The following is a 22,515-nucleotide window of genomic DNA, read 5'->3' on the forward strand; positions in this document are numbered from 1 at the left end:
GTCATTCGGCCGCCTCCATCGCGGGGGCCATCGGGGCCAGAAGGTCGCGGCGCCGGATCGGGCGGGCAAAGAGGGCAGCAAGGTCGCCGGCCTGTTCATAGAAATGGACGGGCGTGAACACGAGTTCGATCGCCCATTTGGTCGTAAGCCCCTCGGCCTCGAGCGGGTTGGCGAGGCCCAGACCGCAGACCGTCAGGTCTGCACGGGCCGCACGGGCGCGGGTCAGCTGAAGGTCGACATCCTGCCCCTCGGACAGCACCGGCCCCTCGGCCAGGAGCGCGAGTTCCGGCTCCATCAGGTCGCGGTGCAGGAAGGGCGTGCCCACCTCGATCGCCGTCATCCCACATTCGCGGGTCAGGAAGCGGGCCAGCGGGATCTCAAGCTGACTGTCGGGGAAGAAGAAGACCGACTTGCCCTTCAGCGTCTCCGCCACGGTGGCCACGGCCTTTTCGGCGCGGGCGCGCGGGGCGGCGGTGACCGCCTCAAACACAGAAGGCGGTACGCCGAATTCGTCGGCGATGGCCTTGAGCCAAAGAGTGGTCCCCTCGGCTCCGAAGGGGAAGGGGGCCGGGATATGCCGCGCGCCCCGGCGGATCAGCGCGGCCTGCGTGTCGCCCAGGAACGGTTGGACCAATGCGAAGACCGTGTTGGCGCCGACAGCGGGCATCGCAGAGGCGCGGCGCGCCGGCAGGCAGCGCACCTGATCTATCCCCATGGCCGAGAGAAGCGCCAGCGCCTGGTCCTCGACGACATCGGGCAGCGCGCCGACGATCAGGAGTTCGCGGTCGGCCGTCGTGGTCAGCGCCGGAACCATCGCGGCCAGGCAGGCGTCCTCGCCCTGGGTGAAGGTCGTCTCGATACCAGAACCCGAAAAGTTCAGAACGCGCACGTGCGGGGCATGGATGGCACTCATCCGTTCTGCCGCGCGATGCAGATCCAGCTTGATCACTTCGGAGGGGCAGGAACCGACGAGGAACAGTTGCCGAATGTCAGGGCGCCGTGACAGGAGCCTCGAAACCTCTCGGTCAAGCTCGTCCTGGGCGTCGGCCAGACCTGCGAGATCCTTTTCCTCGAGAATCGCGGTTCCGAACCGAGGTTCGGCAAATATCATCACGCCGGCGGCGGATTGCAGAAGGTGGGCACAGGTCCGGCTGCCGACCACGAGGAAGAAGGCATCCTGCATCTTCCGATGCAGCCAGATGATTCCGGTCAGCCCGCAGAAGACCTCCCGCTGGCCACGCTCCTTGAGGATCGGGGTGTCGGTGCAACCGCGCTCTTTCAGGAGCATCGTCATGTTTGCACCGCCAGATCGAGCCGGGCGAGGCGCAACTTCCGGATGAATTGGCCAGCGTTGAACAGGTAGGCGGCATAGGCCGCAAGGGCCAGCGCCATCAGCGCCATCGGCGGCAGCGCATCGGTCCAAAGTGCGAGAATGTAAGCAGAATGCAGCGCGATGACCGCAAAGCTGAACATGTCTTCCCAGAAGAAAGCAGGGGCGAGAAGGTACTGTCCGAAGACGGCCTTCTCCCAGATCGCGCCCGTGATCATGATGAGATACAGGAACCCCGTCTTGATGACGACCGAGGCAGTCGCGGCGGCGTAGCCGTGGCCGGTGAAGACGTACCGCAAGACCAGGACCAATGAGATGGCGAAGGCCAAGAACTGCAGCGGGGCAAGAAGTCCCTGCACGAGAGTCCACTTCGTTCTGTCCCGGCGCGCACGCTGCTCGGGCGTGTAGAGCGGGGATCGAGCGGGCGGCGGCGGGGTGCGTTTGGTCGGCATCGCGTGGCTTTCACTCGACGTGTCCTGAGGCAGACCCTAGTCCGTCGAGTCGCGAAGTGTCAATCAGAACTTACATTATTTCGGTTGACACTTACTGCAGAAACAGGTCTCAAAAGGCGCCTCACTTAGCCATCTTTTTGAAGGATTATTGTTACTATACAGACCCTTGCAAGTGGGCGACCGCAGGGCTATCTTTGCCGGTGTCAATTTGCTTTGACAACATTGCGGACTTGTCGGAAAGTTGCGTGCAGGGATGGCCCCGATCGTACTGGCATACTCAGGTTACGGTTTCGCGGGCGCCCGATCGCGGAGCGAGTCCGATGCAGGAGTGGCAGCCCCCAAGTCAGGTTCGCGGTGCGGGTGGCGATCCGTCGGGCGTGGCGTACTTTGCGGCCCAGGTGGTTTCCCTGCTGGCCGACCGGACATCGAACTCGGTCGCCGAGCCCCGCGAAGAGCTTGTATCACGTCTTGTCTCGGCGTCGCTGTCCGGCACCAGGGCGGCCTTTGCCGACTTGCTGACCGAGATGAAACGGTCGCGGATCAGCATGTCGGCTTTGGCCGATGTCTATATCCCGATTGCGGCACGGCAGTTGGGAGAAGCGTGGCACGACGACCGGATGTCGTGGATCGATGTGACGATCGGCGTCGCCAGGTTGCAAAGCATGCTGCGCGAGATCGGGATTGCCTGGTCTGCCGACCAGTCGGAAGAAGTCGGACAAAGCACCGTGATGATGATCGTTCCGGAACAGGAACAGCACACGCTCGGGCCAATGGTGGCAACGAGCCAGCTGCGTCGTTACGGTGTATCGGTCTGCCTCAGAATTGCACCGAGCTTCAACGAGTTGCGCACCCTTCTTGCAGCGCGACAATTCGACGGTGTGTTGATATCGACGGCAACGAAGGAGAAGCTGGAGTCGGTTGCCAAGACCGTGCAATTCTTGAGGACTGCAAGCAGCGGGCCCCTTCCGATCGTGGTTGGCGGGGCAATCATGTCGAAGGTGGAGGATCCCGCGTCATGCACGGGAGCTGATTTTTCATCCGCTGACGTCGGCAAGGCACTTGAGGCCATGGGCCTCAAGTCCGAAGTCCTTTACATGCGGAAGCGTGCTTAACATACCGCTGTCCCGAACGGACGGGTGCGCGGCAAGAATGGCGAAAACCCAGTGAATACGGACACCAAGCACTTACTGACCGGCGCCTCGATGCCTCTGGTGGATCCAGAGCTTCTGTCCGAGATCGTCACCACAGCGGGCGACATCTCGTTGCTGCTGACGCCGGAAGGACGTGTTGCGGCCGTAACAGTGAACCCTGACCATCCGTCCTTCGGCCAACTCGAAGGCTGGATAGGGCGGCCGGTGTCCGAAGTCATTACCGAGGAAAGCAACGAGAAGCTCGTCAAGCGGATTGCAAGCCTGGACAAGCCGGGCTCGCGGACCCGCGCAATCGAATTGAACCATGTCGATCAGGCGATGCTGGAGTTTCCAGTCAGGTATTCGCTGCACAGGATCGGCAACGACCACAGTATCCTGATGGTGGGACGTGACATGCGCCCGGTTGCCGAAATGCAGCAGCAACTCGTTCTGGCGCAGTTCGCGCTGGAGCGGGACTATGAGTCTCAGCGCGAGATGGACACCCGCTATCGGGTGCTGATGGAGGCGACGCGCGACGCGGTCGTGCTTGTTGCCATGAGCACAGGGCGGATCATCGACCTGAACGCGGCGGCCGCCCTGATCCTGGGCGGCGCGCGACAGGATCTGATCGGTGCCGCGATTGCGCAGGAATTCGAAGGGCGCAGGCGCGGGGAATTCCTGGAGAATCTTTCGACCATCGCAGCGGCAGATTCAGTCAATCCCGTCGAACTGGTCGTGCGCCGGTCGCAGAGAAAGGTCGGTGTCGTCCCAAAGCTGTTCCGCGCGGCAGGTGAGCGCCTCATGCTTTGTCGCATCGAGGTATCCGACCAGCATGGCGCGCCGAGTCCAGGGATTACGGAAAGCGTCGAGCATCTGTTCCACGAGGGGGTGGATGCCATCGTCTTCCTGGATCAGGACGGCAACATCGTCGCTGGCAACGAAGCTTTCCTGAAGCTGACCGACAGTACGCATATGGCGAATGTGCGAGGCCGGTCTCTGGCAGACTTCCTTGCGCGTGGCGGGGCCGATCTGAGGGTTATGCTCGACAGTACGCGGCGGGCGCGACAGGTGAGGCTGTACCTCACCCGGATCCGCAGCGAGTTCAGTGTCGAGGTCCCGGTCGAGATATCCGCGACGTTTCTGACCGACCGGCCGAAACCCGGTTTTGGCCTTATCATCCGCGATGCGAGCCGCTCCGACTTGTTGCGCAAGTCCGGGTTTGGAACGGGCGAAGACGGGATGCGCAGCGTCATTGAATTGGTTGGCTCCTCCACGCTCAAGGACATTGTCGCCGAAACCACGGATGTCGTTGAAAAGATGTGTATTCAGACGGCCGTTGACCTTACGCGGAACAACCGCGTCGCGGCTGCCGAGATGCTTGGCCTGTCGCGCCAGTCGCTTTACGTCAAGCTGCGCAAGTTCGGGCTCCTGAGCCGCGAGGACGACTGATCTAGCCTCCCCGTGCTGTATGTCCCAAGCGCCCCCAAAGCGGGGCGCATCTTTTCTGGTTTGCGCCCTGACAGTCGGCCAAATGATTTGATCCATGTCAACTAAACTGGACATAAATAGTGTCAGAGTTTCGCAAGGACGGAGGGCGCCATGCGGATTCTATTCATCCACCCGAACTACCATTCCGGCGGAGCCGAGATCGCCGGAACCTGGCCGCCCTCCTGGGTCGCGTATCTCGCCGGATCACTGAAGGCAGCCGGCTTCGACGACATTCACTTCATCGACGCGATGACGATGAATGTCTCGCCAGACGAGTTGCGGCAGAGAATGATCGAACTGGCGCCCGACGTGGTGGGCACTACCGCGATCACGCCCGCGATCTACGCGGCGGAAGAGGTTCTGCGGATCGCGTCGGAGGCCGTTCCGGGTGCGCTGCGGGTTCTTGGCGGCATCCACGCGACATTCATGTACCGGCAAGTCCTGTCCGAGGCCCCTTGGGTCGAGGTCATCGTGCGCGGCGAGGGGGAGGAGATCCTGACCGCATTGATGCAGGCAAGGCAGGAGGGGCGCTGGCCCGCGGACCGCCATCGCATCAAGGGCCTGGCCTTCAAGGATGGCGAAGAGATCGTGGCGACTCCGGCGGCGGCGACAGTGAAGAACCTCGATGGGATCGATCCGGACTGGTCGATCCTCGACTGGTCGAAATACCTTTACACCCCTCTTGGGGTGCGCGTTGCCATCCCGAACATGGCGCGCGGCTGTCCCTTCACCTGCTCCTTCTGCAGCCAATGGAAGTTCTGGCGCGACTACCGCGTGCGCGATCCCAAGAAGGTCGCTGACGAGATCGAGCGGCTGGTCGAGGATCACCAGGTCGGCTTCTTCATCCTCGCCGACGAAGAGCCGACGATCAATCGCCGGAAGTTCATCGAATTCTGTCAGGAACTCATCGACCGCGGCCTGAACCACAAGGTGAAGTGGGGCATCAATACGCGTGTTACCGACATTTACCGCGACCGAGAGCTGCTCAAGTTCTTCCGCGAGGCTGGCCTTGTGCATGTCTCGCTCGGGACCGAGGCCGCGGCGCAGCTCAAGCTCGACCAGTTCAACAAGGAAACCACCGTCGCCCAGAACAAGGAGGCGATCCGGCTTCTGCGCGAGGCGGACATCTTCGTCGAGGCGCAGTTCATCGTGGGCCTCGACAATGAAACCGCCGAGACGCTGGAAGAGACCTACAGGATGGCCTGGGACTGGCAGCCCGATCTTGCCAACTGGGCGATGTATACCCCCTGGCCTTTCACGCCGCTGTTCCAGGAACTGCGCGACCAGGTCGAGGTCTTTGACTTCTCCAAGTACAACTTCGTCACCCCGATCATGAAGCCCGCCGCGATGACGCGGGGCGAGCTTCTGGACGGCGTGATGAAGAACTACCGCCGGTTCTACATGCGCAAGGCGCTGTTCCACTACCCGTGGCGCGGCACGGGCTTCCGCCGCCGCTACCTGCTGGGCTGCCTGAAGGCCTTCCTCAAGGCCGGAGTGGGCCGGACCTTCTACGATCTGGGCAAGGCGGGCTATTGGGGGCCGCAGACCAAGGGCAAGGTCGATTTCCACTTCGACGAGACCCGCACGATCGCCGAGGCGCAGATGGCGGATTGGGACGCCGCAGCCGACCGCGCCGCCCGGGCGCGAGAGCGCCAGCAGGCGGTGCGCGCCCAGGGCAAGGCGCGCGCAGCCGAGCGTAACGCTGCCGCGTTCCGGATGCCCGGCGAGGGCGCCCCGATGGCCTGCGGCGGCGGCACCGGACAATACATCGAACCGGCCGAATGATGGACGGCAGTTCGGTCTCGGGCACGGCCCGGATAGGGCCGAACGCCATCTGGCAGATTGTACCGGCACTCGACCGCCAGATCGGTATCGAGGCGCGGCAGCGGCTCATGCAGTCCGTGGCGGTCGATGTGCCGCTGCCAGAGTCAGGCATGGTACCGGAAGGCGAGGTGATCCGGCTGCACCGGGCGGTCACCGAAGCGCTGGCCGATCTTGCGCCCGACGTGATGCGCGAGGCCGGCCTGGCAACAGCCGACTACATCCTTGCGAACCGCATTCCGGCATTTGCCCAGGTCGCAATACGCGCGCTTCCAAGTGCCTTGGGCGCGCGCGTGCTGGCTGCGGCTATTGCGAAGCACTCCTGGACCTTTGCCGGATCTGGAGTTTTCCGCATCGAGGGTCATCGACCCCTGATGGTCTCGATCACCCACAATCCGCTCGCGACGGGTCCGGAAGGCACATGCGGATGCGACTGGCACGCGGCCGTCTTTGAGCGACTGTTTGCTCGCCTCGTCTGGCCGCGCGTCAAGGTCACCGAAACCGCCTGCTGCACGGCCGGCGCATCGGCCTGCCGTTTCACGATCGCGGCCGCGCAAGTCTAAGCTTGTCAGACTCAACGTTGTAATGTTTAGTTTACACATGAGTGTATCTTCAGAATTACACCTGTCCCGTCGCCCACAGCCGAAAGCCATGTTGGAGCTGATCAAGCCCATCACATGGTTTCCGCCCATGTGGGCCTATATGTGCGGGATCGTCTCGTCCGGGGTTTCGCCCTGGTCGTCCTGGCCACTGGTGGTTCTGGGCGTCATTCTTGCCGGTCCCATCGTCTGCGGGATGAGCCAGGCGGCGAATGATTGGTGTGATCGCCATGTGGACGCGGTGAACGAGCCGCATCGCCCGATCCCCTCTGGCCGGATCCCCGGCCGTTGGGGTCTCTGGATCGCTCTGGCGATGTCGGTCCTGGCGCTTGGCATCGGCTCGATGCTCGGACCCTGGGGCTTTGCCGCGACCGTCGTGGGCGTCCTGGCCGCATGGGCCTATTCCGCCGAGCCGGTCCGGCTGAAGCGGTCGGGCTGGTGGGGGCCGGGTCTGGTCGGACTTTGCTATGAAGGGCTGCCTTGGTTCACCGGCGCGGCGGTGCTGTCGGACGGGATGCCGTCCTTCCGGGTGGTCACCATGGCGCTGCTTTACGCCTTCGGCGCGCATGGCATCATGACACTCAACGATTTCAAGGCTTTGGAAGGGGATCGCCAGCATGGCGTGAACTCGCTTCCGGTGACGCTTGGCCCGGATGTGGCCGCGCGGCTTGCCTGTACGGTGATGGGGCTGGCGCAGGCGCTAGTTGTAGCGCTGCTGGTCGTCTGGGGCCGCCCGTGGCACGCGCTCGCGGTCACTGCGCTGCTGATGGGGCAAGTCCTGGCGATGCGGACCTTGCTCGCCGATCCGAAGGGCAAGGCGCCGTGGTACAACGCGACGGGCATCCTGATGTATGTCAGCGGCATGATGGTCACGGCCTTTGCGATCCGAAGCCTTGGGGGAATGCCATGACCCATCTGTCCTGGACTTCTATCGTCCGGCTTGGCCTTGTGCAGCTTTGCCTGGGCGCGATCGTCGTGCTGACGACCTCGACGCTGAACCGGCTGATGGTGGTTGAACTCGCCCTGCCCGCCGTTCTGCCGGGGCTGCTGGTCGGGCTGCACTATGCGATCCAGATCACCCGGCCAAATTGGGGATACCGGTCAGATACCGGAGGGAACCGCACCCGGTTCATCATCCTCGGCATGGCGGCGCTTGCGTCGGGGGGGTTCTTGGCCGCCGCCGGTTTTGTGGTGATGGCTGTATCCTTCTGGGCGGGTCTGGCCCTGTCGGTCCTTGCCTATGTGCTCATTGGTCTGGGGGTCGGTGCGTCGGGCACGTCGCTTCTGGCGCTGCTGGCCAGCGCGACCCACCCGCGCCGCCGCGCCGCCGCAGCCACCATCACCTGGCTGATGATGATCTTCGGCATTGCGGTGACGGCGACCGTGGTCGGCAAGGCGCTGGACCCCTACTCGCCCTCGCTCCTTCTGAAGCTTGTGGCGCTTGTCTGCGGATCTGCGGTGGTCCTGACCATTCTCGCCGTCCGGGGGATCGAGCGGCGGGCAGGCGTGATCGAGGCGCCCGAACGCCAGCCGCTCCCGTTCCGCCGGGGAATCGCCGAGATCTGGGCCGAGCCACGGGCGCGGCACTTTACACTGTTCATCTTCCTGTCGATGGTCGCCTACTTCATGCAGGAGTTGATCCTCGAGCCCTATGCAGGTCTCGTCTTCGGCTTCACACCGGGCCAGTCCACCCAGCTTTCCGGCGTGCAGAATGGTGGCGTCTTCGTCGGCATGCTGACTGTCGGCATCGCGGCGACGGGGCTGCGGATCGGCTCGCTCCGCACCTGGGTCATGGCGGGCTGCGGCGGGTCTGCGCTGGCACTTCTGCTTCTGACGACGGCGGGGCAGATCGGGATGGGCGTTGCGCTTGTCCGGCCCGCGACCATGGCGCTTGGCTTCTTCAACGGGATGTTCGCCGTCGCCGCGATCGCGGCCATGATGGCGCTGGCTGGCGAAGGTCGGGAAGAGCGCGAAGGAACACGCATGGGCCTTTGGGGGGCCTCGCAGGCAATCGCTGCCGGGGCGGGCGGATTGCTGGGCGCTGCGTCTGTCGATGTCGCGCGGCGCTGGATCGATGCGCCTTCAGCGTTCGGACTGGTGTTCGCCGTCGAGGCCACGCTGTTCCTCGTTTCAATGGTGATCGCCGAACATGTGATCGATGCACGCCGCAAGGCAGACTTCGGAACCGCAATTCCGGGAGAATGACATGAGCTACGATGTCGTGGTTGTCGGGGGCGGGCCGTCGGGATCGACCGCCGCAAACGATCTGGCGAGTGCTGGATACAAGGTGGCGCTCCTTGATCGCGCGGGGCGCATCAAGCCTTGCGGCGGGGCCATCCCGCCGCGGCTGATCGCGGACTTCGACATCCCCGACTCGCAGTTGGTGGCCAGGATCCAGACCGCCCGCATGATCTCTCCCACCGGCCGGGCCGTCGACATCCCGATCGAGAACGGCTTCGTCGGCATGGTGGACCGCGAGACCTTCGACGAGTTCCTGCGGGAACGGGCCGCAAGTAGCGGCGCCACCCGCCTGACCGGGACATTCCTGCGGATCGAGCGGGACGCGGCTGGCACGGAGGTCGTCTATCGCGACAAGTCCGGCGGCGAAGAGACACGACTGCGGACCAAGCTGGTCATCGGTGCAGACGGTGCTCGGTCGAACGTGGCCAAAGCCGAGGTGCCGGGCGGCGACCGCATCCCCTATGTCATAGCCTATCACGAGATCATCGAGGCACCCGCGGCCAGCAACAGCTATGACCCTCATCGCTGCGACGTGATTTACGACGGGCGGATCAGCCCGGACTTCTATGGCTGGGTCTTCCCGCACGGCGCTCAGGCCAGCGTCGGCATGGGCACCGGGATCGGCGGCGTGGACCTGAAGCGGGCCACGGCCGACCTGCGAGCCTCGGCGGGCCTCAGTGGCTGCGAGACGATCAGGCGTGAAGGCGCGCCAATCCCGCTGCGACCGCTGGACAGGTGGGACAACGGCCGCGACGTGGTTCTGGCGGGCGATGCGGCTGGCGTCGTGGCTCCGTCCTCGGGCGAAGGCATCTACTACGCCATGGTCGGCGGTCGAGTTGCGGCCAAAGCCGCCACAGCGGCGCTTGCCAGCGGCAATCCCGCGAAGCTGCGTCTGGCCCGCAAGACCTTCCTCAAGGAGCACGGCACCGTCTTCAAGGTGCTCCGCTCGATGCAGGACGCCTATTACAAGTCAGACGAACGGCGGGAACGGTTCGTCAGTCTTTGCCATGACATTGACGTGCAGAAGCTGACCTTCGAAGCCTACATGAACAAGAAACTGGTCCATGCCCGTCCGCTTGCACATCTCAAGATCGGCTTCAAGAACATCACCCATCTGCTTGGCCTGGTCAGACCCGAGCACGTATGACGCTTCAAGACTGGCCTGCACCCGGATGTGAACAGTGCCAGTCCTTCACTTGCGGAAGATCGCGACCAGATCGCTGGCGGATTCGTCGGCCGCGCCAAGTTCGAGATGCTCCTGAATATGCCTGAGGTGCTTTGACATCAGGGAGCTTGCAGCGTCGCAATCGCGGGTGCGGAAGGCGTCGAAGATTTCGTCATGATCTTCGTCACGGCAATTCGATACGCCGGGACTGCCGAAGATGCCGATTATGAGCGAGGTGCGCGTCACCAGTTCCTTGACCATGCGCAAGGCCACGGCATTGTCCGCGATCTCGGCCAGTAGCACATGGAAATGCCCCGAAAGACGGATGGACTCGCGCCGCTTGTTGCTGCGGTGGGCCTCGTGTTCCAGTTGAAGGTGCCGTTCAAGCGTCTTCAGGTCGTTGTCCGTCGCCCGCTCCGCGGCCAGACGGGCGACGTTCGGCTCGATCATCAGGCGCGCTTCGAACACCTCGCGCGCCTGCTCGGCCGAGGGAGAGGCAACGAAGGCACCCCGGTTCGGCAGCAGTTCCACCACTTCCCTGCTGGCGAGGAGCAGAAGGCTTTGACGGATCCGCATCCGACCGACGCCAAAGGCCTCGCACAGCGAAGCCTCGGACAGCTTCGTTCCGGGTGGAAGGCGCTGATCGATGATCGCCTCGAAGATTCGTTCGACGATCTCTTCCTCGCCGAGTTCCTCGTCCCGAATCTCCTGTTCGGCGGCATTGCCGACGCTGCTCATGACTCGTGCCCGTTCCAAACCTGACTGCAAGATAGGCTAAGGGGAACAATTTCAACCATCAAGGGGAGCCTCGTGAACACCGATAAACATTTTTGTTGACAATTTTGTTAGCAATACCGTCAATCATTATGTCGCGGACTCGAGATCCGCAGACCAACGACAGGGAGCACTACGATGAAGAGACGCGTTTTCCTTGCGACTACGGGCCTGACCCTTGCGCTGGCCTTCGCTACGAACACGGCAGCCTGGGCCGAGAATGCCAAGCTGAAGATTGGCTTCGTTGGGGTCACCTCGGGTCCCGCCGCAGCCTGGGGTATCTCCAACCAGCGCTCGATGGAAACCCGTGCGGCGTGGCTGAACGAACTCGGCGGCGTGAAGATCGGCGACACCACCTATGACGTCGAGATCGTCGCCTTCGACGACCAGAAAGACCCCAAGCGTGCCATCGCTGGCATGGAGAAGATGGCGCAGGACGGCGTCCACTATGTCGTCGGCCCGAACGTCGATGACGGCGCCGCCGCCGTACGCCCTGTCGCCGAACAGAACGGCATCATCTATTTCCCCTACGCCTTCCCGAAGGAGCTCTATACACCGCCAGCCTCGAACGCGATCCTGGGGATGGTGGCGAACTACCAGTCGGGTCCGGCGATCTACAAATATCTCATGGACAACAAGGGTGTGAAGAAGGTGGCCTTCGTTGCCGCCAATGAATCCGACCCGTTGAGCCAGCGGGACGGCGGCGTCGAGGCCGCAAAGGCGCTAGGCCTTGAAGTCGTGTCGGACAGCGTCACCTACCAGGTCGATACGACGGACTTCACCCCGGTCCTGCTGCCGGTGATCCAGACCGCACCCGACCTGCTGGTCCTGTCGGGCGTGTCGCCGGCCAATGCGCCGCAACTGATCCGCTCGGCCCGCGAGCTGGGCTATACCGGCCTGATCTCGACTGAGACCGCGCAGGATGCCACCGTGCTGATGGAAGGCGCGGGCGAACTGGCGAATGGCTTCATCTCGGTCGGCGGAGCCTCGACCCCGGAACTGGCCAGCGACGCGATGAAGGAATTCGTCGACCGCTACACCAAGATGTTCGGCGAATACAACGACGAGTCGAACACCAAGGTCTATGCGCTCGAATACATCATCGAGACGCTGAAGGCGAACCCGGCGGCGATCGACAATGTCGAAGAGTTCAAGAAGACGATAGATACGTTCAGCGCGCCCAACCCCTTCATGGTGGGCGATGCCAAGCTCAGCTATGTCGGCACGACCTCGTTCGGCCAGAAGCGCCAGGTTTCGGTGCCGCTGGTGGTGAACGAGTTCAAGGACGGCAAGTTCGAAACGCTGTTCGTTGCACAGGTCGACTGAGGCCAAAAGACCACGCAGAGTCAGATGCAGGATCCGGGCTGTTCGACTGCCCGGCCCGGGTTCTGCTGTCTTTTCCGCAAAGGACCTCACCGATGGAACAGATCCTTGCCAACGGTCTCTACCTGGGCGCGCAGTACGCGCTCATCGCGTTGGGACTGACGCTAATCTTCTCGCTGATGAACGTGCTGAACTTCGCCCACGGCCAGATGTACGTCTTTGGCGGCTTTGTTACGTACACAGTGGTTGCCCAATTCGGCTTGCCGTTCATCGTTGGCCTGCTCGCCTCCGCGGTGACGCTCGCCGTGATGGGCGCGCTGATCGAGCGATTTCTGTTCCGACCGGTCATTCGCAAGTCGAAGCGCGACGAATCCACGATGCTGCTTGCGGCGGGGATCGCCTTCTTCCTCGATGCGGTGATCCTGCTTCTCTTCGGCGAAAAGCAGCGCGGCGTGCCGAAGATCGTCAACGGCGTATTCAACTGGGACATGCGGCTGATCATGCCTTATGACCGCATCCTGATCGCCGCCCTGGCCGTTGCCCTGATCGTCTCCTTCATCCTCTTCATGCAGTATTCGCGCACCGGCCGCGCCATGCGCGCCCTCGCGCAGGATCGGATGGCGGCACAACTCATGGGGGTCGATGTCGATCGCTATTCGATGATCGGCTTCGCCATCGGTGCGATGCTTGCGGGCCTTGTGGGCGGGCTTCTGGTCACCATCACCGGCGTCAACCTCGGCATGGGCGGACCGACCTCGGTCAAGGCCTTCCTGATGATCATGATCGGCGGGGCCGGCGTGATCTCGGGCGCGATCGCAGGTGGCTTCATCCTGGGCATGATGGAATCCGTGGGCCTGACGGTCCTCGCTGCCTACGGCGACATCACCTACCTCGTGATCTTCATCACGCTGATGATTTTCCTCGCCATCCGGCCTCAGGGCCTGATGGGCAAGCCGTGGGGTTGATCCGATGAGCGACCCCACCCTGACCTCATCCGCCCCCGTTCCCCGGACCCAAGCCATGACACAATCCAGACTTCTTGGCGTTGGCGCCTTCCTTCTGGGCGTCTTCGTTCTGGTCCCCGCCTTCATTCATCTGACGGGCCGTTGGGACTTCTACTACACGCTCACCTCGGTGGCGCTGCTGTCCGTCTCGGCCGCGGGGGTCTGGCTGACCTTCTACATTGGCCGCATCAATATCGGACAAGGGGCCTATGCCCTGCTTGGCGGCTACGTCTCTGCCATCCTGATGACGCAGGGCGGCGTGAACTTCTGGCTCACGCTGCCGCTTGCCGGTCTGTTCTGCGCCGCCGTTTCGGTGCTCATCGGCGTGCCGATCCTGCGGCTGCGGGGGGTCTACTTCGCCATGGTGACGCTTGTCCTGACCGAGGTTGCCCGACTGACCGCCCTGGCCCTGCCGATCACCAACGGGGCGAAAGGCATAACGTCGATCCCTCTGCCCGGCGAACTGTCGATCTTCGGGCTGACCCTTATCCCCGACTTCGCCACGCTGGAGAACCCGAAACTCGCCTTCTACCTGATGGCAGCGGCGCTGATGGTTCTGACCTACCTCGTCCTGTGGCGCATCGTGAATTCACGCTTGGGTCACCTGTGCCGGTCGCTTCAGCAGAACGAGGAACTTTCGGCCTCGATTGGCGTCAACACGGCGATGCTGCGGGTATTGGCCTATGCCATCTCGTCCTTCTTCGGCGGTCTTGCAGGGGCGATCTTCGTCGCGATCTCGCAGTCGATCTATCCGTCGTCCTTCGTCGTGAGCGACAGTGTCAACTTCATGCTCTACTGCTTCCTCGGCGGGCTTGGATATGTCTTCGGACCGATGCTGGGCACCCTGCTCCTCTACTTTGGATGGGACCTTCTGTCGGTCGCCAGGGAATACCAGCTGCTGATCTACTCGGGCACGATGATCGCCCTGATGCTGATCCTGCCGAATGGTGTTCTCAGCCTCTTCGACCGCAAAGGGGGCAGCAAATGACCGCGCCGATCCTTCAAATCAAGGGCGTCACCAAACGCTATGGCGGGCTGACGGCCAACAGCGACATCACCTTCGACGTCGCACCGCGCGAGATCCTGTCGGTGATCGGTCCGAATGGTGCCGGCAAGTCGACGCTGTTCAAGCAGATCGCGGGCTTCGTGACGCCGACAACGGGCGAGGTCCTGTTCAAGGGCAACCGCATCTCGGGCATGCCGCCGCACAAGGTGGCCCGCCTCGGCGTGGTGCGCACCTTTCAGGAGACGACGATCTTCAAGTCGATGACCGTGCGCGAGAACGTCATCGTCGCCCATCACCTGCGGTCGAAGGCCTCGCTTCTGGGGTTCTTCTTCGGCTCCGGGCAGGCGCGGTCGGATGAAGAGGATTTCGCCCGCTCAGCCGACGACATCATCGATTTCCTCGGCCTCCAGGCGATCCGGAACGAGATGGCGTCGAACCTGCCGCAGGGCCACCTGCGGGCGCTCGGCATGGCCATCGGACTGGCCACGCATCCCGACGTCATCCTGCTGGACGAGCCCTTCGCAGGCATGAACCATGACGAGACGATGCGGATGGTGGGGCTTGTCCGCCGCCTGCGTGACGAGCGGGGCCTGACCGTCCTGCTGGTCGAGCATGACATGCCCGCGGTGATGAAGATCTCGGACCGGATCGTCTGCATCAATTTCGGCGAGAAGATCGCCGAAGGCACCCCCGCCGAAATCCAGGCCAACCCGCGCGTCATCGAGGCCTATCTGGGCAGCGAAGACGCCGCGATCGGGATGTGAACCATGACCATGACCGCCATGAAATCCGAACCGGCCCGCAAGATGCTGAGCTTCGAGAACGTCGAACTCTATTATGACCATGTCTATGCGCTGAAGGGCGTGTCGATCGAACTGTACGAAGGCGAGACTGTGGCGCTGATCGGCGCGAACGGCGCCGGGAAATCCTCGATCCTTCGGGCGATCACCGGCCTGCGCAAGATCAAGTCCGGCTCCATCAGCTACCTTGGCGACCGGATCGATGGCCGCCCCGCGGCCGAGATCGTGAAGCGCGGCATCGCCATGGTGCCCGAGGGGCGCCGGGTCTTTCCGCTGATGAGCGTCAAGGACAACCTGCTGATGGGCGCCTTTACCCGCACGGACAAGGACGGGATCGAAAAGACGCTGGAAAGCGTGCTGGCCCGCTTTCCGCGTCTGAAGGAGCGCTTCCATCAGCAGGCGAGCACCCTGTCGGGCGGCGAGCAGCAGATGATGGTGATTGGCCGCGCCCTGATGGCCAAGCCGAAGCTTCTGCTTCTCGACGAACCCAGCCTCGGCATCGCGCCGAAGCTGGTGCAGGACATCGCCCGCGCCATCGTGGCGATCAGCCGGGATGAAGGGGTCAGCGTGCTGCTGGTGGAACAGAACAGCCGCATGGCGCTGTCGATCTCGAACCGGGCCTATGCGCTGTCCACCGGCCAGATCGTGCTGTCCGGCGTCTCGAAGGACCTGATGCACGACGAGCGGATCAAGGCCGCCTACCTGGGCGGGGAGCTCTGACATGCGCCTGCTTGTCATCAACCCTAACTCCACGGCCTCGATGACCGAGAAGATCGGCAGGGCAGCCAAGGCGGCGGCGAGCGCAAGGACCGATGTCGTGGCGATCAACCCACCCGACGGACCGGTGTCGATCGAGGGATATTACGACGAGGCGCTGAGCGTTCCGGGCTTGCTGCGGACGATCCAGACCGCCGCGCCCTTCGATGCGGTCATCATCGCCTGCTTCGATGACACGGGCCTCGATGCGGCGCGCTGCCTGACGGACAAGCCGGTGATCGGCATTGGCGAGGCCGCCTATCACTTCGCGTCCATGCTCGCGAACAAGTTCTCGGTCGTGACAACCTTGGCCAGGTCGGTGCCCGCGCTGGAGCACAACCTTCACCGCTATGGCCTGTTCGCCCGCTGTGCGCGCGTCAGGTCATCCGAGGTCGCGGTGCTGGAACTTGAGCATCCGGGGTCGGATGCGTGCCTGCGGATCAGCGCGGAAATCGGCCGCGCTGTGGCCGAGGACCGGGCCGAGGCGATCGTCCTTGGCTGCGCGGGCATGGCCGACCTGGCCGGGCAACTCTCGGCCGAGCACGGGCTGCCGGTGCTGGATGGCGTGTCCTGCGCCGTCCGCATGGCAGAGGCAATGGTGGGGCTTGGCCTGCGCACCTCGCGCCTTGGCGGCTATGCGCCGCCCCCGGTGCAGAAGCTGCGGGCGAGCGCCTGAGCGACCAGACCTCTATCCCCGCGCGCCAAGACCGGCGCGCGGTCTATTCATGCGGTTGGGCTTGCAATTGAGCTTCCGTCACGTAGCCGGCTCGCCGTGATTCAGGCGTCGATCTCTGTGCCCAGTCCAAGCCTTTTGGCATTCGCCAGCGCGATGGCAGCCACGGCGAGATCCTGAAGCGCGACACCGGTTCCGTCGAACAGCGTGATCTCCGACGCGGACTGCCGGCCGGGGCTCTCCCCGGTCAGCACCGCGCCAAGCGGGACGATATCCTCGGCTTTCAGAAGCCCGCCTGACACGGCGTGCTGCGCTTCCCCGATCGTCACCGACTGTGCCATTTCGTCGGTGAAGACCCGCGCGCGTGCCAGAAGCGCGGGCTCGACTTCCTGCTTGCCCCGCGTATCCGTGCCCATGCAGGCAAGATGCGTGCCGTCGCTGACATGCGCACTCATCAAACTGGCCTCGGGGGCCGAGGTGATGGTGATGATGACATCCGCCTCGCGCATCCGGTCGAGCGGCACGGACTCGAATGGGAGCCCCAGCTCTGCCACCGCATCGCCGAGGCGCGGCAGCATCTCGGGGTGCAGGTTCCAGGCGATGACCCGCTCGAACTGACGCACCCGTGCCGCTGCCCGAAGCTGAAAGACCGACTGATGCCCCGCGCCGACGATCCCCAGAACGCGCGCCTCCGGCCGGGCTAGCCTGTCGATGGAGATCGCCGAAGCGGCGGCAGTGCGCAACGCAGTCAAAAGGTTGCCGCCCACCATTGCAACCGGGCGGCCGGTCTCCGGATCGAACAGGAATATGCTGGACTGGTGGTTGATGAGACCGCGTGCAGCATTCCCGGGGAAGTATCCGCCCGACTTGACCCCGAGCATCCCGGCAGACAGGTCGATCCCCGACTTGAAGCCGTACTGGCGGCCTTCGCCCAGCGCCTCCCGGACGACCGGGAAGTTCCGCGCCTCGCCCCGCGCCATGGCCGCCAGGCAATTGCTGACGGCCTCGAAGGCATCGTCGGCCGTGACGAGCCGGGGGATGAGGGCCTCTTGCACGACGAGCATTTCAGAGACCCCCAATCAAGTCTTTGCGTTTCATCAGTATGCCTTGCCGCGCGCGGAGATTGGCCAGACAACCTCGACCTTGCCGCCCCGGACACCAACGTACCAGTCGTGCACGTTGCAGGTCGGGTCGCAGTGCCCCGGAACGAGCCGCAGCTTGTCATTCACCTTGAGCACGCCGGACGGATCCTCGATTACACCGTGCTCATCCGAGCACTTCAAATATTTCACGTCACTCCGACCAAAGACGACAGGCAGGCCCGAGTCCACTGACTGCGCCTTGAGGCCGGCATCGACGATGGCCTTGTCGGCTTTCGCGTGGCTCATCACCGAGGTCAGGATGAAGAGCGCGTTCTCCCACTCTCCCTCGTCGATCCGCTTGCCGTCCTTGTCACGGATGCGGCCGTAGTCGGCGTCCATGAAGGCGTAGGAGCCGCATTGCAGCTCATTGTAGACGCCCGAAGCTCCTTCGAAATAGTAACTGCCGGTCCCGGCCCCGCCGACGATGTCGCAGGTCAGGCCCACCGCCTTGAGGCCTGCCACCGCGTCCTTCACCTGCGCGACGGCCGCGTCGATCTTGGCCTTCCGGTCCTCGTAAAGCTCCATGTGCTGCATCGCACCCTGATAGGCCTGGATGCCGCTGAACTTCAGCCCCGGCGCCGCAGCGATGGCCTGCGCGATGGCCACCACTTCGGGCGTGGTCTTGACACCGCAGCGCCCTGCGCCGCAGTCGATCTCGACGAGGCATTCGATGGTCGTGCCATGGCGAACGGCAGCCGCCGAAAGATCGGCGACATTCGCGAGGTCGTCGACGCAGACGATGGTGCGCGCGCCAAGTTTCGGCAGGCGGGCCAGGCGGTCGATCTTGGCAGGGTCGCGCACCTGGTTCGACACCAGCACGTCCTTGATGCCGCCGCGCACGAAGGCTTCGGCTTCCGACACCTTCTGGCAGCAGACGCCGCAGGATCCGCCAAGCCGTTCCTGCAACAGCGCCACATCGACCGACTTGTGCATCTTGCCGTGCACGCGGTGGCGCACGCCCATCGCCTTCGCCGCCTCGCCCATCTTGCGGATGTTGCGCTCGAGCGCATCGAGGTCGAGCACGAGGCAGGGCGTCTGGATATCGGCTTCGGCCATGCCCGGCAGGGCCGGAATGTCATAGCCGACTTCGAAGCCGGACAGGTTCTTTGGCGTGGTCACGTTCATGGGTCAGCCTTTCATCCAGGGCAGCTTGTCGAGATCGACATTTCCGCCAGTTATCACCACCCCGACCCGCTTGCCGCGGAACACGTCCGGGTTCCTAAGGATCGCCGCCAGCGGCACCGCGCTGGAGGGCTCCACGATGATCTTCATGCGCTTCCACATCAGCTTCATCGCCTCGACGATCTCCTCCTCCGAGACGGTAAGGATGTCGGTGACGTGGCGTTGCACGAAGTGCCAGGTCAGGTCCTTCAGAGGAACCTTCAGCCCATCCGCGACTGTCTCTGGCGCATCGTCGGCGATGATATGGCCGGCGCGGAACGACCGCGCGGCATCGTCTGCTTGCGCGGGCTCTGCCGCATAGATCTTCACCTTCGGCGCGATGTTCGACAGCGTCAGGCAGGTACCCGACACCATGCCGCCGCCGCCAATCGGCGCGATCACTGCGTCGAGATCCGGCACCTGGCTTGCCAATTCGCGGGAGCAGGTTCCCTGTCCGGCGATGACGCGGGGATCGTTGTAGGGATGAACGAACTCCGCCCCGCTTTCCGCGACCACCTCTGCGAAGACCGCCTCGCGCGATGAGGTCGAGGGCTCGCATTCCACCACGCGACCGCCATAGCCGCGGACGGCATCCTTCTTGGCCTGCGGCGCGGTGCGCGGCATGACGACGGTGCAGGGAATGCCCCGGCGCCCCGCGGCGTAGGAGAGGCAAAGACCGTGATTTCCCGAGCTGTGGGTGGCGACCCCGCGCGCAGCATCGGCATCGCTTAGGCCGAACACTGCGTTGGATGCCCCGCGCGCCTTGAAGGCGCCGGCTTTCTGCAGGTTCTCGCATTTGAAGAACAGCTTCGCCCCTGCCATGGCGTCGATGGTCGACGAGGTCAGGACGGGCGTCTTGTGGACGTATGGTGCGATCCGGTCATGGGCCGCGAGAACATCGTCGAAAGTCGGGATGTACATCGAATGCTCCTCAGGCGGCCGTAGTCAGTTCAACGGCGGCCGTGCGGCGGAAATGCTCCTGCGCCGCCGCAACACCAGACCCCAGGCGGACCGGCCAACCGAGATCGGCCATGCACATCTCGGCGGTCGAGAGACCCGCCAAGACCATCACGTCAGTCAGCATGCCAAGATGGCCGATCCGGAAGACCTTGCCCGCCACTTCGCCCAACCCCACGCCGAAGGCCACGCCATACTTGCGTGCGGCAAGCTGGACGAGGTCGGTTCCGTTGCAGCCCTCTGGCACCACCACCGCCGTGATCGTGTCGGAATAGAGATCGGGCGAGGCCGCGCAGGGGCGCATTCCCCAGGCGGCCACTGCCTGCCGCACACCTTCCGCCAGACGCTGATGGCGGGCAAAGACCCCGTCCAGACCCTCGTCCTCCAGAATCTCGACCGATCGGGCGAGACCGGCGATCAGACCCACGGCGGGGGTATAGGGATAACCGCCTGTCGCATAGCTTTTCAGCATGTCCCGGAAATCGAAGAAGGTGCGCGGCAGGCGCGCAGTTTCCATGGCCGCAAGGGCCTTGGGCGAGACGCCAAGGATGGCCAGACCAGCGGGCAGCATGAACCCCTTCTGGCTGCCCGCTACGGCGATATCGACCCCCCATCCGGCCATCTCGAACGGCATCGACGCGATCGAGGACACGCCGTCGACGAACAGGAGGGCCGGATGCGCGGCTGCATCCATGGCGCGACGCAGTCCGGCGATGTCGGATTTCACGCCGGTCGCCGTCTCGTTATGCGTGCCGAGCACGGCCTTGATGCGATGGTCGCGGTCGGCCCTTAGCGCCGTCTCGATCGCTTTCAGAGGGGCGCCCTGGCCCCACGGCGTTTCGATCACCTCGACATTCAGCCCATGCCGCCGGCAGAGGTCGATCCATCGATGTGAAAACATGCCGAACCGCGCGGCGAGTACGGTATCGCCGGGCGAAAGAGTGTTGGCGATCGCTGCCTCCCAGCCGCCGGTACCGGTGCTTGGAATGATAATGACTTCACCCTCACCCATGCGCAGAATGCGCCGCACGCCCGCTACCGCCGGGCGGAAAAGCCGGGCAAAGGCCGGCGAACGGTGATCCAGCGTTGGCATATCGCATGCCTTGCGGATCTCCTCGGGCATGTTGGTCGGGCCGGGAATGAAGATGGGGTTCTGCGCTGACACCGCTGCCTCCGTCTGGCTACGAGACGAATAGATCACGGACAGCACTATTCGCCAATTTTTTCGAAAAGATTTTTCATTTCGTAATCCATGCGCTAAAATCTATTGAAATCAACGTGTCGGCATTTTTCATGGGGAACGGCGCGTTCTTCGGAACACCGTGAAAAGGGGTGGAACCATGGCAGATTCTCCTCGCCCCAGGGGGCGACCCAAGGCCTTCAATGACAAGACGGACCAGAACACCGTGCAGACGCTGGACCGCGCCATTGACCTGCTGGAACGTCTGGCGGCGAGCGCCGGCATGACTCTCTCGGCTTTGGCAGAGGCATCTGGGCAGCCCGTGGCAACAGTCTATCGTGCTCTTGTCACGCTGCAGTTGCATGGCATGGTCGAGGTTGAGGGACCAAACCAGCTCTGGCACATCGGCGGGGGGGCGTTCCGGGTGGGATCTGCCTTCCTTCGACGCACAAAGGTGGTGGAACGCGCTCGGCAACCGATGGAAATGCTGATGCGCGAGACCGGCGAGACGGCCAATCTTGGGGTGGAGGTTGCGGATGAGGTCCTGTTTCTGGCGCAGGTCGAGACGCATCAGGTCATCAGGGCGTTCTTCCCACCGGGCACCAAGGGACCCATGCACGTCTCGGGAATCGGCAAGGCGCTGCTTGCGTGGTACAGCCCTAGCAGGATCGAAGGGATCATCGCTCGCCAGGGCTTGCGACGTTTCACCGACCGATCTCTGTCGACGGTGGAAGCTCTGGCGGAAAGCCTGACCCTGACCCGAAGTCGCGGCTTTGCCATCGACGATCAGGAGCGTGCCGAGGGCATGCGCTGCATCGCTGCGCCGATCTTCAATGGCTTGGGCGAACCGATAGCAGCGATTTCGGTGTCGGGTCCGACCTTCCGCCTGTCCAGCTCCGACGATGACCGTATCGGACGTCTGGTGCGGATGGCCGCTGACCAGGTTACTGATGCCGTTGGTGGACGTGCGACCTGAGGCTCGAACCTGATCGCGTTTGACCTGTCGCTTAGGGCTCTCGTGCAGAGAAACAGAGCCTGCCCTGGCATCTCGCGCGCGGCATGACGGAACACTCAATGGTGGCCTTCTGGCAGAGCAAGGTAGCCTGCGAAGCCCCCAACTCTCATCGCTCGGGAAGAGCCTGATGACGGAAATTGCGGGAGGTCAGGGCTTGATCTCCTGCGGCACACTGAGAGGTCCGCTTTCGCCCGAGTGCCGACATTGGATGCAGAAGGCGGCCCGCAGATTTATGCGCCCTTTATGCCATTCCGACCAAATCCGAATGGAGATTTTATCACCATTTCGGCCATTCCGGTCGGGCATATAAGGGGGCTTTCCCATGCTTGACCTTGTCTACCTCTCGCTCGCAGCCGGGGGTTTTGCTCTGGCCGCAGCAGCGATCCGGGCCATCGAAAGGCTTTGATCCATGTTTGACCTGATCCTTGGCCTCGCCACCGCGGCGGGGTTGTTTGGCTACCTTCTCGCGGCTCTGCTGCGCCCCGACTGGTTCTGAGG

Annotated in this window: 22 protein-coding genes; 15 read left to right on the forward strand and 7 right to left on the reverse strand. The window is 63.5% G+C overall.

Annotated features, from left to right (window positions below; genetic code table 11):
• Position 1: 1 nt before the first annotated feature.
• Positions 2–1,294: a ferredoxin:protochlorophyllide reductase (ATP-dependent) subunit N gene (locus tag L0V05_RS17965; RefSeq protein WP_234872858.1), complete on the reverse strand. Its 1,293-nt coding sequence runs from the start codon at positions 1,292–1,294 to the stop codon at positions 2–4.
• Positions 1,291–1,782, reverse strand: a complete 492-nt coding sequence (gene bchF, locus L0V05_RS17970; RefSeq protein ID WP_234872859.1) for a 2-vinyl bacteriochlorophyllide hydratase — start codon at positions 1,780–1,782, stop codon at positions 1,291–1,293. Before bchF ends, L0V05_RS17965 begins: the two co-directional genes overlap by 4 nt.
• A gap of 320 nt (positions 1,783–2,102) precedes the next feature.
• Between bchF and L0V05_RS17975 the strand changes: the two genes are divergently transcribed.
• The 7 genes from L0V05_RS17975 to L0V05_RS18005 all read left to right on the forward strand — a co-directional run bounded on the left by L0V05_RS17975 (position 2,103) and on the right by L0V05_RS18005 (position 10,208).
• The gene (locus tag L0V05_RS17975; RefSeq protein WP_234872860.1) at positions 2,103–2,894 is read left to right on the forward strand and encodes a cobalamin B12-binding domain-containing protein; all 792 of its coding nucleotides are present in this window, start codon (positions 2,103–2,105) and stop codon (positions 2,892–2,894) included.
• A 51-nt stretch (positions 2,895–2,945) separates the two neighbouring features.
• Positions 2,946–4,361 carry a transcriptional regulator PpsR gene (ppsR, locus tag L0V05_RS17980; protein WP_319937963.1) on the forward strand — a complete coding sequence of 472 codons (1,416 nt, stop codon included), beginning with the start codon at positions 2,946–2,948 and terminating at the stop codon, positions 4,359–4,361.
• A gap of 150 nt (positions 4,362–4,511) precedes the next feature.
• Positions 4,512–6,185, forward strand: coding sequence for a magnesium-protoporphyrin IX monomethyl ester anaerobic oxidative cyclase (gene bchE / locus L0V05_RS17985; protein WP_234872861.1), 1,674 nt, complete (start codon positions 4,512–4,514; stop codon positions 6,183–6,185).
• Entirely contained in the window at positions 6,185–6,784 is a 600-nt protein-coding gene (bchJ, locus tag L0V05_RS17990; RefSeq protein ID WP_234872862.1) for a bacteriochlorophyll 4-vinyl reductase, read from the forward strand. The genes bchE and bchJ overlap by 1 nt, the downstream gene beginning before the upstream one ends.
• Positions 6,785–6,821: 37 nt before the next feature.
• Entirely contained in the window at positions 6,822–7,730 is a 909-nt protein-coding gene (gene chlG, locus L0V05_RS17995) for a chlorophyll synthase ChlG (protein ID WP_234872863.1), read from the forward strand.
• The gene (locus L0V05_RS18000; protein ID WP_234872864.1) at positions 7,727–9,025 is read left to right on the forward strand and encodes a BCD family MFS transporter; all 1,299 of its coding nucleotides are present in this window, start codon (positions 7,727–7,729) and stop codon (positions 9,023–9,025) included. Before chlG ends, L0V05_RS18000 begins: the two co-directional genes overlap by 4 nt.
• 1 nt (position 9,026) lies before the next feature.
• The gene (locus L0V05_RS18005) at positions 9,027–10,208 is read left to right on the forward strand and encodes a geranylgeranyl diphosphate reductase (protein ID WP_234872865.1); all 1,182 of its coding nucleotides are present in this window, start codon (positions 9,027–9,029) and stop codon (positions 10,206–10,208) included.
• Between the two features lie 45 nt (positions 10,209–10,253).
• Here L0V05_RS18005 and L0V05_RS18010 read toward each other — a convergent pair whose 3' ends face one another.
• A complete protein-coding gene (locus L0V05_RS18010; RefSeq protein ID WP_234872866.1) occupies positions 10,254–10,964 on the reverse strand; it encodes a GntR family transcriptional regulator in 711 nt (236 codons plus the stop codon).
• Positions 10,965–11,138: 174 nt separating this feature from the next.
• Between L0V05_RS18010 and L0V05_RS18015 the strand changes: the two genes are divergently transcribed.
• From L0V05_RS18015 to L0V05_RS18040, 6 genes are all read left to right on the forward strand, one after another.
• Entirely contained in the window at positions 11,139–12,326 is a 1,188-nt protein-coding gene (locus tag L0V05_RS18015) for an ABC transporter substrate-binding protein (RefSeq protein ID WP_234872867.1), read from the forward strand.
• Between the two features lie 92 nt (positions 12,327–12,418).
• Positions 12,419–13,288 (forward strand): branched-chain amino acid ABC transporter permease, encoded by an 870-nt coding sequence (locus tag L0V05_RS18020; protein WP_234872868.1) that lies wholly within the window; start codon positions 12,419–12,421, stop codon positions 13,286–13,288.
• 55 nt (positions 13,289–13,343) lie between these two features.
• Positions 13,344–14,315 carry a branched-chain amino acid ABC transporter permease gene (locus L0V05_RS18025; protein WP_234872869.1) on the forward strand — a complete coding sequence of 324 codons (972 nt, stop codon included), beginning with the start codon at positions 13,344–13,346 and terminating at the stop codon, positions 14,313–14,315.
• On the forward strand, positions 14,312–15,097 hold the full coding sequence (locus L0V05_RS18030) for an ABC transporter ATP-binding protein (RefSeq protein ID WP_234872870.1): 786 nt from the start codon (positions 14,312–14,314) through the stop codon (positions 15,095–15,097). Before L0V05_RS18025 ends, L0V05_RS18030 begins: the two co-directional genes overlap by 4 nt.
• Before the next feature lie 3 nt (positions 15,098–15,100).
• Positions 15,101–15,853 (forward strand): ABC transporter ATP-binding protein, encoded by a 753-nt coding sequence (locus L0V05_RS18035; RefSeq protein WP_432759347.1) that lies wholly within the window; start codon positions 15,101–15,103, stop codon positions 15,851–15,853.
• Position 15,854: 1 nt separating this feature from the next.
• Positions 15,855–16,565, forward strand: coding sequence for an aspartate/glutamate racemase family protein (locus L0V05_RS18040; RefSeq protein WP_234872871.1), 711 nt, complete (start codon positions 15,855–15,857; stop codon positions 16,563–16,565).
• 101 nt (positions 16,566–16,666) lie between these two features.
• On the opposite strand, the gene bhcD is transcribed toward L0V05_RS18040, so the two are convergent.
• The 4 genes from bhcD to bhcA are packed head-to-tail and all read right to left on the reverse strand — an operon-like array spanning position 16,667 to position 20,987.
• Positions 16,667–17,626 (reverse strand): iminosuccinate reductase BhcD, encoded by a 960-nt coding sequence (gene bhcD / locus L0V05_RS18045; RefSeq protein ID WP_234872872.1) that lies wholly within the window; start codon positions 17,624–17,626, stop codon positions 16,667–16,669.
• 33 nt (positions 17,627–17,659) lie between these two features.
• On the reverse strand, positions 17,660–18,829 hold the full coding sequence (gene bhcC, locus L0V05_RS18050) for a 3-hydroxy-D-aspartate aldolase BhcC (RefSeq protein WP_234872873.1): 1,170 nt from the start codon (positions 18,827–18,829) through the stop codon (positions 17,660–17,662).
• Between the two features lie 3 nt (positions 18,830–18,832).
• On the reverse strand, positions 18,833–19,786 hold the full coding sequence (gene bhcB / locus L0V05_RS18055; RefSeq protein WP_234872874.1) for a beta-hydroxyaspartate dehydratase BhcB: 954 nt from the start codon (positions 19,784–19,786) through the stop codon (positions 18,833–18,835).
• 10 nt (positions 19,787–19,796) lie between these two features.
• Positions 19,797–20,987 (reverse strand): L-aspartate--glyoxylate aminotransferase BhcA, encoded by a 1,191-nt coding sequence (gene bhcA / locus L0V05_RS18060; protein WP_234872875.1) that lies wholly within the window; start codon positions 20,985–20,987, stop codon positions 19,797–19,799.
• A 175-nt stretch (positions 20,988–21,162) separates the two neighbouring features.
• Here bhcA and bhcR point away from each other — a divergent pair, with 175 nt between their 5' ends.
• Positions 21,163–21,978, forward strand: a complete 816-nt coding sequence (gene bhcR, locus L0V05_RS18065; protein ID WP_234872876.1) for an HTH-type transcriptional regulator BhcR — start codon at positions 21,163–21,165, stop codon at positions 21,976–21,978.
• 448 nt (positions 21,979–22,426) lie between these two features.
• Entirely contained in the window at positions 22,427–22,513 is an 87-nt protein-coding gene (kdpF, locus tag L0V05_RS20745) for a K(+)-transporting ATPase subunit F (RefSeq protein ID WP_406565991.1), read from the forward strand.
• Positions 22,514–22,515 lie beyond the last annotated feature (2 nt).

This window comes from Alitabrizicola rongguiensis (assembly GCF_021491355.1).
In the GTDB taxonomy this organism is placed as follows: domain Bacteria; phylum Pseudomonadota; class Alphaproteobacteria; order Rhodobacterales; family Rhodobacteraceae; genus Aliitabrizicola; species Aliitabrizicola rongguiensis.

Bases quoted from the DNA above. Each gene is read 5' to 3' on its own strand.
- L0V05_RS17965 (WP_234872858.1), bottom strand. From the start codon at position 1,294: ATGACGATGCTCCTGAAAGAGCGCGGTTGCACCGACACCCCGATCCTC.
- bchF (WP_234872859.1), bottom strand. From the start codon at position 1,782: ATGCCGACCAAACGCACCCCGCCGCCGCCCGCTCGATCCCCGCTCTAC.
- L0V05_RS17975 (WP_234872860.1), top strand. From the start codon at position 2,103: ATGCAGGAGTGGCAGCCCCCAAGTCAGGTTCGCGGTGCGGGTGGCGAT.
- bchE (WP_234872861.1), top strand. From the start codon at position 4,512: ATGCGGATTCTATTCATCCACCCGAACTACCATTCCGGCGGAGCCGAG.
- bchJ (WP_234872862.1), top strand. From the start codon at position 6,185: ATGGACGGCAGTTCGGTCTCGGGCACGGCCCGGATAGGGCCGAACGCC.
- chlG (WP_234872863.1), top strand. From the start codon at position 6,822: ATGAGTGTATCTTCAGAATTACACCTGTCCCGTCGCCCACAGCCGAAA.
- L0V05_RS18000 (WP_234872864.1), top strand. From the start codon at position 7,727: ATGACCCATCTGTCCTGGACTTCTATCGTCCGGCTTGGCCTTGTGCAG.
- L0V05_RS18005 (WP_234872865.1), top strand. From the start codon at position 9,027: ATGAGCTACGATGTCGTGGTTGTCGGGGGCGGGCCGTCGGGATCGACC.
- L0V05_RS18010 (WP_234872866.1), bottom strand. From the start codon at position 10,964: ATGAGCAGCGTCGGCAATGCCGCCGAACAGGAGATTCGGGACGAGGAA.
- L0V05_RS18015 (WP_234872867.1), top strand. From the start codon at position 11,139: ATGAAGAGACGCGTTTTCCTTGCGACTACGGGCCTGACCCTTGCGCTG.
- L0V05_RS18020 (WP_234872868.1), top strand. From the start codon at position 12,419: ATGGAACAGATCCTTGCCAACGGTCTCTACCTGGGCGCGCAGTACGCG.
- L0V05_RS18025 (WP_234872869.1), top strand. From the start codon at position 13,344: ATGACACAATCCAGACTTCTTGGCGTTGGCGCCTTCCTTCTGGGCGTC.
- L0V05_RS18030 (WP_234872870.1), top strand. From the start codon at position 14,312: ATGACCGCGCCGATCCTTCAAATCAAGGGCGTCACCAAACGCTATGGC.
- L0V05_RS18035 (WP_432759347.1), top strand. From the start codon at position 15,101: ATGACCATGACCGCCATGAAATCCGAACCGGCCCGCAAGATGCTGAGC.
- L0V05_RS18040 (WP_234872871.1), top strand. From the start codon at position 15,855: ATGCGCCTGCTTGTCATCAACCCTAACTCCACGGCCTCGATGACCGAG.
- bhcD (WP_234872872.1), bottom strand. From the start codon at position 17,626: ATGCTCGTCGTGCAAGAGGCCCTCATCCCCCGGCTCGTCACGGCCGAC.
- bhcC (WP_234872873.1), bottom strand. From the start codon at position 18,829: ATGAACGTGACCACGCCAAAGAACCTGTCCGGCTTCGAAGTCGGCTAT.
- bhcB (WP_234872874.1), bottom strand. From the start codon at position 19,786: ATGTACATCCCGACTTTCGACGATGTTCTCGCGGCCCATGACCGGATC.
- bhcR (WP_234872876.1), top strand. From the start codon at position 21,163: ATGGCAGATTCTCCTCGCCCCAGGGGGCGACCCAAGGCCTTCAATGAC.
- kdpF (WP_406565991.1), top strand. From the start codon at position 22,427: ATGTTTGACCTGATCCTTGGCCTCGCCACCGCGGCGGGGTTGTTTGGC.